The organism is Pandoraea sp. XJJ-1 (genome assembly GCF_026802345.1).
GTDB classification, from domain to species: domain Bacteria; phylum Pseudomonadota; class Gammaproteobacteria; order Burkholderiales; family Burkholderiaceae; genus Pandoraea; species Pandoraea cepalis.
This window is the reverse complement of record NZ_CP113827.1, coordinates 2,285,422-2,297,766: the sequence shown is the minus strand read 5'-3', so window position 1 is coordinate 2,297,766 and position 12,345 is coordinate 2,285,422. Positions and strand designations below refer to the sequence as shown.

Sequence of the window (12,345 nt, the reverse complement as noted above, 5' to 3'; positions counted from 1 at the left end):
CCATTCAAAACCCTGTAGTCACTACGGAGTCAAGCATGAAAATCGGAGAACTGGCCCGCGCGGCGGGCACCGATGTCGAAACGATCCGCTATTACGAGCGTGCAGGCCTGCTGGCGGCCCCGCCGCGCACGGACGCCGGGTATCGCGCCTACGGCGACGACCATCTTGAAGCGCTGCGTTTCATCCGCCACTGCCGCTCGCTCGACATGCCGCTCGCCGATGCGAAACGACTCGGCGAACTCGCCCACGACACGAACGTGACGTGCGAAGACGCGAACCAGTTGATCGAAGCCCACCTTACTCGCGTGCATGCCCGCATTCACGAGTTGCAGGCGCTCGAACAACAGTTGCTGCACCTTCAGGCGCAATGCCATAGCCGCCACGAAACCAGCGATTGCGGCATCTTGCGTGCCCTCATGCAAGGCGCGCATGGCGAAGCCTGCGCGTGCCACAGCGAAACCGATCCGATCGAAGTCGCCTGCGACCACAATCACTCGCCCATGTGAGCGTCGCGGGCGTCGCTGTCCTGCGGCGCCCCTCTGCCGACGCCTGCGGGTATCGGCATCACCTGTCACGACAAAGTGTGCACGCCTTGACAGCACCTCGCGCGTGCTCGCCACTCGCTCGCCAACCTCGGCTCGGTTCACCCTGAACGTGGCGACGATTATGAAGAATGGCGGAATTTCCCCTGAAAACAAGGGCAAACCGACACGGTTTCTATATACAATGTCCCGCACACGAACACGCAGGTAGGAACCTATTCGTGTGAGCCGCCATCGCGCGGCGTTCAGGATGGCCATCGATATGTCGGCATCCGTTTCAATTTTGCTTATTTGTCGGAGACCTTATGTCCAGCGATGTATCCGCTACGCCCACCCCCGCGACGGAAAGCACCGCCGACATCGTGATCATGGGTGCCGGGGCGGCGGGGATTTCCGTGGCGGCCAGTCTGCGACGCCGCCGTCCGTCGCTCTCGATCACGATCGTGGACCCTGCCGACACGCATTACTACCAGCCGGCCTGGACGCTCGTCGGTGCCGGCGAGTTCGATGCGGCACGCACGGCGCGTCCGATGTCGAGCGTCATTCCCAACGGCGTGACGTGGATTCAGGCGGCTGTCACCGCTTTCGCGCCGGACCACCAGCAAATCCTGCTCTCGGACGGTCGTCGCCTCGGCTATCGCTACCTCGTCGTGGCGCCGGGCCTGCAATTGAACTGGGAGGCCATCGACGGCCTGACCGACACGCTCGGACGTAACGGTGTCACGTCCAACTATCGCTTCGATCTCGCGCCCTACACGTGGTCGCTGGTGCGTGACTTCAAGGGTGGCAATGCGCTGTTCACGCAACCGCCGATGCCGATCAAGTGCGCAGGGGCACCGCAAAAGGCCATGTATCTGTCGGCACACACGTGGCGTCAGAACGGTGTGCACAACAAGACGAAGATTGAATTCCATCTTGTGGCCCCGGCCCTTTTTGGCGTGAAGGATTACATCCCCGCGCTCATGGAATACGTCAAGCGCTACGAGATTTCGCTCAATCATCTCTCGCACCTGCGCGCGGTTGATGGCGAACGTCGCGTGGCCCGCTTCGAGATTTTCGACGCCGACGGTCAATCGCAATTCGTCGACAAGCCCTTCGACTTGCTGCACGTCGTCCCGCCGCAAAGTGCACCGGATGTGTTGCGCGCAAGCCCGTTGGCCGACGCGGCCGGCTGGTGCGAAGTCGATCCGGCCACACTGCGCCACGCGCGCTTTGCCAATATTTTCGGCGCGGGCGATGCCATCTCCGCACCCAACGCGAAGACAGCGGCCGCCGCACGCAAGCAGGCGGTTGTCGTTGCCGAGAACCTGCTCGCCGCCATGGACGGCCGCCCGCAGCCCATGCACTACGACGGCTATGGCGCTTGTCCGCTCACGGTCGAACACGGCAAGATCGTGCTCGCGGAATTTGGCTATGGCGGCAAGCTCATGCCCACGTTCCCCCTCGACGGCACGAAAGCGAACCGTATCGCGTGGATGCTGAAAAAGTACGTGCTGCCAAAGATTTATTGGGATGTCATGCTTCGCGGTCGCGAGTGGCTGGCGCAACCCAGTCGTCCCGGCCATAGGTAAAACCCGAACTCAATTTTCAAAGACGGGTGCCGTTAATGGACATAGGACCCGGTTTCCCGACCGGGCACGAGCTTCTTGTCGGGCCACGCCTAGTGCGCGGTCTGCCCGAGCGCGAGGAACGCGGTGCCATGGCCGGCAAGCCTTATCCGCCTCCTCGCACGACGGCCGACACATTTTCGCGTCTTATGCAGAACATGATTCAAGGGCTTTCTGGCGGCACGACCTGTTCGACGCGTGAGCTTCCTCTGCCGGGTGGCACTGCCTGCGGCGATGACAAACGTTCAACCTTACGGGCGACGTCTGCCTGCTTGCCGAGATGAACGATACCAACGCGTTGCGACGGCAAGTCGTGCTCGCCGACCTACTGCTGGATCGCCAGCGGCTCCTGCGCGCCCTTAGCCTGGAGTTGCGCACACCAAACCCGCCGGGCTGCCATTGTGCGCTGGTCGTGCTGCACGTGGGCCGCGGTCAGCGCATGGCGACCCGCCAACCGGCCATTTCGGACGCCGATCTGCTCGCCACTGTTGCGTTTCGCGTCGGTTCGCGCATTCGTCGCCGCGACATCATCGGTCGCGTGTCCGATCAGCAGATCGCCATCTTGCTGCGCGATCTCGGCAGCCGCGACGCGGCGATACAGATCACCCGCCGCTTCATTCGCGCCGGCGAATCGCCGGTGCCCTGCGGTGACGGCCTGCTCTACCCGATCATCTCGGCGGGGATCACCCATCTGCCCCAGGTGCCGGTGTGGCCCGCCACACTGCTTGAGCACACGTCGGATGTCGCCGACCAGGCGATTCGCGAGAGCGCCTCGCGGTTTCTCGTGACCGAAGCCCCGGCGACGCCCACAGACAGTGTCAATCCGCCGGACGAAGCCGGCAACGAACATCACTGGCGCAACGCCATCGAACGCGCGCTGTCGGGGTCGGAATTCCGGCTGCACTACCAGCCACAGATCGACATGCGCACGCACCGGCTGACCGGACTCGAGGCGCTCATCCGCTGGCAGCGCGACGACGAACTGATCATGCCGGGCGAATTTATCCCGGCTGCCGAGCGTTGCGACGTGATCGGCCCGATCGGCGACTGGACACTGCACGAAGCCTGCCGTCAGCTCGATCAATGGCATACGAACGGTCACGAGTATCCGCGTGTGGCGGTGAACCTGTCAGCGCAACAAATGCGCGTGCACACCCTGGACACGATCCGCTACGCCCTCAAGCACCATCGAGTCCCGCCGGACAAGCTCGAAATCGAGATCACCGAGTCGTCGCTGATCTCGCACCTCGACGAGGCTGCAACGCTGATGAACGAACTCGTGGCGATGGGCGTGCGCCTCTCGCTTGATGACTTCGGCACCGGCTATTCAAGCTTTGTGCGGCTCAAGCGCTGGCCGTTCGGCACCGTCAAGATCGACTACCAGTTCGTGGCCGGCGTGCTGCTTGGCGGCTACGACACCGAGTTGATTCGCGCCATCATCGCCATTGCCCGCAAGCTCGAAATCGAGACGGTGGCGGAAGGCGTCGAAACCATTGCCCAGCGCGATGCGCTCGCGTCGATGGGTTGCCACGCATGGCAGGGGTATCATTGCACGCGCCCCCTACCGCCAGGACACATCGAGACGTTCATCCGCGACTGGCACGGGCGGCTGTAAGCGCGCCCGCCGCCTTCAACCGGCCCACCCGGGTCGGTGCGCGGTGCAATCGTCGCCGTCCACCGAAAGCCCGCCCCGGCTACGCCCGGGGCGAGTCGACCCAGACATCGGGCTCACGGGCCCGGGGTCGCCAACCCAGACAGGTCCGATGCCCAAGACGAATCCCGATGCATTCGCCCCATCACCGTTTCGCGCCATTTCACTCGTTGCCGCCACCCTCTGCCTGACCCTGAGCACCGCGGCACGTGCCGACCTATCGCTCTTGCAACCCCCGCGCGCCCTCTCGGGCGGTGCGCCGTTGCAACTGACGTTGCTGGCCACGCACGACGGCCCGGGGCACAAGACGCTTGCGTTGCCGAACAAGATCGTCGTGCGTATCTCGAACGACGACTTTAAACCCACGCTGATCTCCCTCAAGCGCGCGGCACTCGCGCCCGCGCACGTGACCCTCTCGAGCGGCCAGTTCCGGCGCATCACATACGCCGCCGACCTGCCGAAGGAGCTACGCGGCTCGGTGCGCGTCGAGCCGGTCGATTGGGATGCCTCGACCACCACGATCGTGCTCGATCGTGCCGCACCGACCCAGCCGATGGTCGCCGCCACCCCGGTCCCACGCGGCAGCGGTGCCGTGCCGGGTACCGCAGTCGGTGCGTCCGCGTCAGCCGCTGCGCTCACCGCGGCCGCCTCCGACGCCCTCGCCAGCACCGCTTCCGACGCGATTGCACCGACCAGCGACGCCGAGTTTGCGCGCATCTCCTCGAACGAGCCGATGTACATCGCATTCGGAAAGAATGGCGACGCCAACGCACGCTTCCAGCTCAGCTTCAAGTTCCATATCCTCAAGCCGGAAAATCCCGCCTCGAAGGCCTTCCTCGACAACCTGTACTTCGGCTATACGCAGCTATCGGTCTGGGATCTGGAGGCCGAATCGGCCCCGTTTCGCGACTCGAACTATCGGCCAAGCCTCTTCTACTACGTCCCCGACACCGGCGTGCGCGCGGGTTGGTTCTCGTCTCTGGGCGTCGCGGCAGGGTTCGAACACGAGTCCAACGGCAAGGCAGGCGAGGATTCTCGCAGCATCAACACACTGTTCGTCAAACCGATCTTCAAGTTCGGCAATCCCGCCGAGTACCACTGGACGGTGGCGCCGAAGCTCTATGCGTATCTCGAGAAGAAAGACAACCCCGACATCCAGGACTACCGCGGCTACCTGGATCTGCTCGTGTTGTGGGGCAAACCGAACGGGTGGCAGATCGGCGCGACCTTGCGCAAGGGCATGAAACGCAACTATGGCAGCGTGGACCTGCAGGTGACCTATCCGCTGGGCAAGCTGATACCGGGCACCGGCGGCTACCTGTGGCTCGGCTACTTCACCGGTTATGGCGAAGACATGCTCGACTACAACCGCCACTCTCGGTCGCAGGTGCGGGTCGGGTATAGCGTATTCCGCTGGTAGCCGAGCGAACGTCCGGCTGGGGCGGATCGTCACCGGACGGCCGCCCGGTGCCCCGCGTCGACATCATCCCCAGCAAAAGCTCAGAACACCAGCACGAGGGCGCCCGCGACGATCAGCGCACCGCCAAGGGCTTCCTTGAGCGAGAACGGTTCACCGAGCACGCTCCAACCAATGATCATCGCTATCGCCACGCTGAGCTTGTCGAGCGGCGCAACGCCCGACACGGGCCCCAACTGCAGCGCACGGAAGTAGCAAAGCCACGACAAACCGGTCGCCACGCCGGAGAGCACCAGAAACCACCATGTGTTTGCGCTCAGGCTCGCCGGCCGCTGCCACTCGCCGCGCATGCCCACGATCGCCAACGTCACGGCAAAGATGATGACCGTGCGTATCAGCGTGGCCATGTTCGAGTTCACCTGCGCCACCCCGAGCTTTCCGAAAACCGCCGTCAGCGCGGCAAAGAACGCCGAGCCCAGCGCAAACAGTTGCCAGCTACGCAACATAAATCGTCCTTATGGCTATCCCTTGGGCCGGCCCCGGCCCCCAACCTGAAACTCACCGGCATGTCCACCGCCAAGCCCCTGCCGTAGGGGATTCAACGGCAATCCGGCCATCAATGCGATAATGGCGCCTGCTTTGAACGCCCATCCCGCCTTTGGCCGACACGCCCCCTATGTCCGAATTGCACGACCGCCCCGACAGCCCCTGCATTGGCGTTTGCTCGACGCTCTTCGACGACGTCTGCAAGGGTTGCGGGCGCACCGCCGACGAAGTGTCGAACTGGGTATTCTTGACCGACGCCGAGAAGGCCGCCGTGTGGGCGCGCATCACCCGCGAGGGCAAGGCGATGCGTTTTTGCGAGAGCCGCTCTACGACTTCGCAGCCTTGAACTGAAGCGACTTGTACTCGAGGAACTCCTCGAAGCCGTACACGCCGTTCTCACGTCCGTGCCCGGACTGTTTGAATCCGCCGAACGGCGCCTTCACGTTGAATTCCCCGCCATTGATATCCACTTGTCCCGTGCGGATCTGACGCGCCACCCGCACCGCGCGTGCCTCGTCGCCCGACCACACGCCACCGCCCAGCCCGTAGATCGAGTCGTTGGCAATACGCACGGCATCGGCGTCGTCCTGATACGTGATGATCGAGAGCACCGGACCGAAAATCTCTTCCTGCGCGACCGTCGCGTCAGGCGCCACGCGGCCCAGCACCGTCGGCTGTACGAAGAACCCCGCCTCGAAGCCGGCCGGCACAGCATCCCCGCCCGCGATCAACTCCGCGCCTTCCGCCAGACCTTTGCGGATATAGGTCTGAACTCGTTCGCGCTGTGCGGCGGACGCCAACGGTCCGAGACGCGTCGTTTCCTCACGCGGATCGCCCAGCGTGAAGCGCGCGACAGCCTCCTTCGCCAATGCCTTGACTTCCTCATAACGTGAGGCAGGCACGAGCATGCGCGTGTGCGCCGAACACGTCTGGCCGGAATTCAGATAGCAGGCGTTGAGCGTGCCTTTGACCGCGGCGGCGAGATCGGCATCGTCGAGCACGACCGATGCCGATTTCCCGCCGAGTTCCAGTGCCACCCGTTTGACCGTCTGCGACGCGACTTCGGACACGCGCTTACCTGCCCGCGTCGATCCCGTAAAGGACACCATGTCGACGTTCGGATGCCGCGCCAACGCCTCACCGACCACCGGCCCGAGCCCGGTCACCAGATTGAACACCCCCGGCGGCAGCCCCGCTTCGGCGATGACCTCGGCCAGGATAAATGCGTTGAAAGGCGCCACTTCCGACGGCTTGAGCACCACCGTGCAACCGGCCGCCAGGGCCGGCGCCACCTTCAGCGTGATTTGATTCAGCGGGTAATTCCACGGCGTGATCGCCGCCACCACGCCGACCGGCTCGCGCACCACCAGCGAATTGCCGACGCGCGCTTCAAATTCGAATGTTTCGGCCAATTCGGCGTATTGATTCCAGTGATAGACAGGTCCGCCCACCTGAATGGCGCGAGCCAGCTTGATCGGCATGCCGGTCTCACCGGTGATGACTTGCGCGAGCGCGTCCGTGCGAGCCTTCAGGCCCGCAGCAATCCTGCGCAGGTAGACGGCCCGCTCGGCAGGCGGCGTGGCCGCCCAGCGATCGCGCGCATTCAGCGCGGCGGCAACGGCCGCCTGCACGTCGTCCGTTGCGCCCTCGGGAATGCGGCCCATGAGCGTCCCGTCAGCCGAATGAAAGACGTCCAGCGTTGCGCGCCCAACCGGCGTCACCCACCGGCCGTCGATGAAAAATTTGTCGTACGTGATCATGCGATGTCTCCTGCTGGGAGGTTCCCGACGAGCGATCATTGTAGTCCGCGCGCCCACGCATCTCGCACGCTTGCGACGAAATCAGTCGACTCCGACACGCAGCTTCCGAGATTCCTAAGTTGCGCTCAGATGACGCAAGCACCGATTGCCCACATCGGGCCGACGCGTCTACGCCATCGGGTGTCCAAAAGGCACGCATTCTCGTCAGAGTATTGGGCCCGCCCCATGCGCCACATAGCGCTATCGTCACGCCGCCCCCCATAAGGACATTTCTCCCAGATCGCCCAATGATGCGATAAGATGTATTTACGATACATCTTATCGCGGAGGTCGCGATGTCAATCAGCCAACCCACCACGAGACCATCGTCGCAATCAGTCCCCGGGCTGCCCCTGCTTCGGCTTGGCTTTCGCCCGTTTTACCTAGGCGGCGCAGGCTTTGCGGCATTGGCCATTGCGCTATGGCTGGCCGCGCTTCACGGCTATCCGGTCGCCGGTCGGGCCGCGCCCATGAACGGCCTCGTCTGGCACGTTCACGAGATGATATTTGGCGGCTTCGCCGCCATCGTTGTGGGATTTTTGCTCACCGCGGTTCGCGCGTGGACCTCGCTCGATACGCCCCGGGGTGCACCGCTTATGTGGCTGTGGGGCTTGTGGGCAGCGGGACGCGTACTTGTTTATTACGGGCCGGAATGGCTCGCCGCGGGCGTCGATTCCCTTTTTCTTCCCGTGGTTGCCATCGTGCTGATGCGCGTGCTGATCAAGGCGAACAATCGTCGCAACCTATTTCTCCCCGTCGCCCTCGGCGCTTTCGGCGCGTTGAACGCCCTCTTCCACTGGTGGGCGTGGCAAGGACGCGTTGATCTCTCATTACAGGCCGCTTACGCCGCCATCGGACTGGTCGTCATGTTCGTGACGGTGATCGCAGGGCGCGTGGTGCCGATGTTCACCACGAACGCGGTGCCGGGCTATTCCGCGAAGCGCTGGAAATGGATTGAAACGCTGGCCGCCCCGAGCGTCGTCATCACGCTCCTCGCAGATGCATTCCTGTCGGTGCCCGCCGTGACGATCGTGTGCGCCGGATTCACGGTGCTGATTCACGGTATCCGGCTGGCAGGATGGCGTTCCTGGCGTGTCGGGCCTCGACCGATACTGGCGATCCTGCATGTGGCCTATGCGTGGATTCCGATCGGCTTTGCGCTTCTGGCGCTCGCGGCGGCGGGAACGATTGCGCACTCCCTTGCGATCCACGCCTTGACGGTCGGCGCGATCGGGTGCGCCATCATGGGCATGATCACGCGCACGGCACTGGGACATACCGGCCGCGCGCTGATCGCCGGGCGCTTCGAGATGGCCGGTTACGGATTGATCATTGCCGCGGCGCTCTTGCGCGTCTTCGGCCCCTGGTTGGCGAGGGGTGCCACAAGCGTCTGGATTGACGCAGCGGGCGTGTGCTGGCTAGCGGCATTTTCCGTCTATCTGATGCGCTATGCGCCCTATCTGATGACGGCGCGGGTTGACGGAAAGGACGGTTGACCCGTCAGACCGCTCGGCAAACTGGAACGCCGCGGCGCCAATGAAAAAAACCCGCCGAAGCGGGTTCTTTCGTTTGAACGACGGAGGCCGAACGCGACTCAGACTTCCACGCCCTGGCTCGCCAGATATTCGTCGTACGTGCCTTGGTAATCAATGAGCGTACCGTCGTTCTTCACTTCGATGACACGCGTGGCCAGGCCCGACACGAATTCCCGGTCATGCGAGACGAACACCAGCGTGCCCGGATACTTGTCGAGCGCGATCTGCAGCGACTCGATCGACTCCATGTCCATGTGGTTGGTCGGCTCGTCCATCATCAGCACATTGTGACGGCCCAGCATCAGCTTGCCCCAGATCATGCGGCCCTTCTCGCCCCCGGAGAGCACACGCACCGATTTGCGCACGTCGTCGCCACCGAAGAGCAGACGGCCGAGCGAGCCACGAATCACCTGATCGTCGTCGCCCTCCTTGCCCCACTGCGTCATCCAGTCGGTGAGCGTCAGGTCTTGCGGAAACGCTTCCGACGTGTCTTGCGGCATGTAACCGATGTTCGCGTTCTCCGCCCACTTCACATCGCCCGCGTCGACCGGCAACGCCGCCATCAGGCTGCGAAGCAGCGTAGTCTTGCCTGCGCCGTTCTCGCCGATGATCGCCACACGTTCGCCGGCGCGCACGGCGCCGGAGACGTTCTTGAAGATCTGACGATCGTACGACTTCGAAATGCCTTCGAATTCGAACGCCAGATTGTGCAGCTTCTTCTCAAACTCGAAGCGGATGAACGGATTCTGACGCGACGACGGCTTGATGTCCTCCACCTTGATCTTGTCGATCTGCTTGAGACGGCTTGTCGCCTGACGCGCCTTCGACTTGTTCGCCGAGAAACGACGTACGAAGTCCTGCAGGTCGGCGATACGCTCCTTCGCCTTCGTGCTTGCCGCCATCTGGCGTTCACGGGCCTGGGCCGAGGCGAGCATGTAGTCGTCGTAGTTGCCCGGGTAGATCTTCAGCGTGCCGTAGTCCATATCCGCCATGTGCGTACACACAGCATTCAAAAAGTGGCGATCGTGCGAGATGATGATCATGGTGGAGTTGCGCTCGTTGAGCACGTCTTCCAGCCAGCGGATCGTGTTGATGTCCAGGTTGTTGGTCGGTTCGTCGAGCAGCAGCACGTCCGGATTCGAGAACAGCGCCTGCGCGAGCAGCACCCGCAGCTTCCAGCCCGGCGCAACATTGCTCATCGGCCCCTGATGCTGGTCCGTCGGAATGCCCACGCCGAGCAACAGTTCGCCGGCACGCGCTTCGGCCGTGTAGCCGTCGTACTCGGCGAACTTCGCCTCGAGCTCGGCCGCGTGCATGTAGTCGTCGTCCGTCGCCTCCGGATTGGCGTAGATGGCGTCGCGCTCGCTCATGGCCGCCCACATCTCGGTGTGCCCCATCATCACGACATCGAGCACGCGCATCTCTTCATACGCGAACTGGTCCTGCTTGAGCTTGCCCAGGCGAACGTTCGGCTCGAGCATGACGTTGCCCCCGCTCGGCTCCAGATCGCCGCCAAGGATCTTCATGAACGTCGATTTGCCGCAACCGTTGGCGCCGATCAGGCCGTAGCGGTTGCCCCCGCCGAACTTGACGGAGATGTTCTCGAAGAGCGGCTTCGCGCCGAATTGCATCGTGATATTGGCAGTAGACAGCACAGGTGGTATCCGGGAGATGAGGTGCGGCGGCACGAAATTGCGCCACGAAACCCGGTATTTTAACACCGATGCATGTCATGCGCCCCGGGCCGCCCCCAGCGGTTGTGAAGCATCCGAATTGTGGCGTACGCAGGGGCCGACAGGTCATCGACTGTCTTACGCTGCCCGAAGCCACGTCAATCGGTGCGTCGTCCGCGCCTGTGCCTGCGCGTATGCGTGCGCTTAAGTCTGCGCGGGCTCGGCACAGCAGCCGCTGTCGGTCGCCGCCCCCGACGCGGGCAAACTCGCGTGGGACCCGACCGTGCAGCCAGCCCGCGATTAACGTTGTTGTAGCGCCTGTCGCCTCGCGAACGACAGGCGCCAAGATCGCCGGTAGGGGCTTTCCGCTATAGAAGCGTATGGGAATTGTGCTTCATAATGATTTCCTTATGCAATTCACAGTCCGACATATGCGGATTGTTATATTCCTTATGAGCCAGAACCGCGAACCGATTGACACTTATTTGCTGCGCGTCCTTCATACCTTGCTGATCGAGCGCAGCGTGACGCGCGCGGCCGTCAAGCTGAACCAGTCGCAGCCGGCGATCAGCGCGGCGCTGCGGCGGTTGCGCGACATCACCGGCGATCCGCTACTGGTGCGCGGCAAATCGGGCATGGTGCCCACGGAGTACGGTCAATCGCTGCTGGAGCCCACACAGAACGCTTTGCGCGAGATTGAGCGCATCACGGTTCAGCAATCAAATTTCGATCCGGCGACGACAGTACGCACGTTCCGCATCGGCTCGCCCGACTATCTGAATACGCTATTCGTACCGACAGTCGTCGAGCGCTTTCGCCAGCAGGCACCCAACGCCCAGCTCGAACTCCATTCGCTGGGGCCCGCCTTCGACTATGAGCACGCCCTCGAAGACGGCAAGGTCGACATCGTGATCGGCAACTGGCCCGAGCCGCCGGAGCAGCTTCACCTCTCGAACTTGTTCGTCGATCAGATCGTTTGCCTGGTGCGCAATACGCACCCCTACGCCAAACGCGGCCTCACACTCGACCAGTATCTCGCCAGCCCGCATCTCGCTCCGACGCCCTATTCCGTTGCGCAACGCGGCGCGATCGATATGCACCTCGCGCGCGAGCGCCTGAAGCGCAATGTGGTCGTGACGATTCCGTATTTCAATCTGGCGCCGTACGTTTTGCTCAAATCCGATCTGATCTTCACCACGACGCGCCTGTTCGCCGACTATTACGCGGAGTTCCTGCCGCTCACCGTGCTCGAAGCGCCCATCGACTTCCCGCCGATGCAGTATTACCAGTTGTGGCACGAACGCACGCACTATTCGGATGAGGTGCGCTGGCTACGCAGCGTCATTTCCGACGCCACGCGGACTTTGCTTGAGATGCGCCCCCAGACCTAGGCCATCGCCGCAGTCGTCACCTGCCGTTACCCGCGCTTACCTGCGCCATCGATTCGCCTCGGGGTTCCCGCGAGGTTTTTACCGGCGGAGCGGCCCCCACCGCTCCGCCGAACCGCACGGCAGCATGCCCGAAGTCCAGGCACACCACCCCCGACGTCCCGCCGGCCCGTTGCCGCGCCGGGCC

The 12,345-nt window shown here is 63.3% G+C and carries 9 protein-coding genes and 1 pseudogene; 7 read left to right on the top strand and 3 right to left on the bottom strand.

All coding sequences use genetic code 11. The annotated features are described in order from the left end of the window. The first annotated feature begins 35 nt into the window (after nt 1-35). From OYT13_RS10460 to OYT13_RS10445, 4 genes and pseudogenes are all read left to right on the top strand, one after another. Entirely contained in the window at nt 36-506 is a 471-nt protein-coding gene (locus tag OYT13_RS10460) for a Cd(II)/Pb(II)-responsive transcriptional regulator (protein ID WP_150563849.1), read from the top strand. Nucleotides 507-877: 371 nt separating this feature from the next. Further along, nucleotides 878-2,113, top strand: a pseudogene (locus OYT13_RS10455) (FAD-dependent oxidoreductase); the annotation flags it as partial. Nucleotides 2,114-2,429: 316 nt separating this feature from the next. Then, nucleotides 2,430-3,764 (top strand): putative bifunctional diguanylate cyclase/phosphodiesterase, encoded by a 1,335-nt coding sequence (locus tag OYT13_RS10450; protein WP_150563847.1) that lies wholly within the window; start codon nt 2,430-2,432, stop codon nt 3,762-3,764. Nucleotides 3,765-3,912: 148 nt separating this feature from the next. Further along, a complete protein-coding gene (locus OYT13_RS10445) occupies nt 3,913-5,220 on the top strand; it encodes a phospholipase A (RefSeq protein ID WP_268567677.1) in 1,308 nt (435 codons plus the stop codon). An 80-nt stretch (nt 5,221-5,300) separates the two neighbouring features. On the opposite strand, the gene OYT13_RS10440 is transcribed toward OYT13_RS10445, so the two are convergent. After that, entirely contained in the window at nt 5,301-5,723 is a 423-nt protein-coding gene (locus OYT13_RS10440; RefSeq protein ID WP_268567676.1) for an EamA family transporter, read from the bottom strand. A gap of 170 nt (nt 5,724-5,893) precedes the next feature. Here OYT13_RS10440 and OYT13_RS10435 point away from each other — a divergent pair, with 170 nt between their 5' ends. Continuing rightward, nucleotides 5,894-6,109, top strand: a complete 216-nt coding sequence (locus OYT13_RS10435) for a DUF1289 domain-containing protein (protein WP_150563845.1) — start codon at nt 5,894-5,896, stop codon at nt 6,107-6,109. Here OYT13_RS10435 and OYT13_RS10430 read toward each other — a convergent pair. After that, the gene (locus tag OYT13_RS10430; protein WP_017234296.1) at nt 6,090-7,523 is read right to left on the bottom strand and encodes an aldehyde dehydrogenase family protein; all 1,434 of its coding nucleotides are present in this window, start codon (nt 7,521-7,523) and stop codon (nt 6,090-6,092) included. The two genes, OYT13_RS10435 and OYT13_RS10430, sit on opposite strands and share 20 nt — an antisense overlap. 335 nt (nt 7,524-7,858) lie before the next feature. Here OYT13_RS10430 and OYT13_RS10425 point away from each other — a divergent pair, with 335 nt between their 5' ends. After that, complete coding sequence (locus OYT13_RS10425; RefSeq protein ID WP_268567675.1) at nt 7,859-9,058, top strand: NnrS family protein; 1,200 nt, start codon at nt 7,859-7,861, stop codon at nt 9,056-9,058. 98 nt (nt 9,059-9,156) lie between these two features. Here the strand turns inward: OYT13_RS10425 and OYT13_RS10420 are convergent, their stop codons facing one another. After that, nucleotides 9,157-10,752 carry an ABC-F family ATPase gene (locus tag OYT13_RS10420; protein WP_026132012.1) on the bottom strand — a complete coding sequence of 532 codons (1,596 nt, stop codon included), beginning with the start codon at nt 10,750-10,752 and terminating at the stop codon, nt 9,157-9,159. A 470-nt stretch (nt 10,753-11,222) separates the two neighbouring features. Between OYT13_RS10420 and OYT13_RS10415 the strand changes: the two genes are divergently transcribed. Beyond that, entirely contained in the window at nt 11,223-12,161 is a 939-nt protein-coding gene (locus OYT13_RS10415; protein WP_017234293.1) for a LysR substrate-binding domain-containing protein, read from the top strand. Nucleotides 12,162-12,345: the final 184 nt, after the last annotated feature.

Bases quoted from the DNA above. Each gene is read 5' to 3' on its own strand.
- OYT13_RS10460 (WP_150563849.1), top strand. From the start codon at position 36: ATGAAAATCGGAGAACTGGCCCGCGCGGCGGGCACCGATGTCGAAACG.
- OYT13_RS10450 (WP_150563847.1), top strand. From the start codon at position 2,430: ATGAACGATACCAACGCGTTGCGACGGCAAGTCGTGCTCGCCGACCTA.
- OYT13_RS10445 (WP_268567677.1), top strand. From the start codon at position 3,913: ATGCCCAAGACGAATCCCGATGCATTCGCCCCATCACCGTTTCGCGCC.
- OYT13_RS10440 (WP_268567676.1), bottom strand. From the start codon at position 5,723: ATGTTGCGTAGCTGGCAACTGTTTGCGCTGGGCTCGGCGTTCTTTGCC.
- OYT13_RS10435 (WP_150563845.1), top strand. From the start codon at position 5,894: ATGTCCGAATTGCACGACCGCCCCGACAGCCCCTGCATTGGCGTTTGC.
- OYT13_RS10430 (WP_017234296.1), bottom strand. From the start codon at position 7,523: ATGATCACGTACGACAAATTTTTCATCGACGGCCGGTGGGTGACGCCG.
- OYT13_RS10425 (WP_268567675.1), top strand. From the start codon at position 7,859: ATGTCAATCAGCCAACCCACCACGAGACCATCGTCGCAATCAGTCCCC.
- OYT13_RS10415 (WP_017234293.1), top strand. From the start codon at position 11,223: ATGAGCCAGAACCGCGAACCGATTGACACTTATTTGCTGCGCGTCCTT.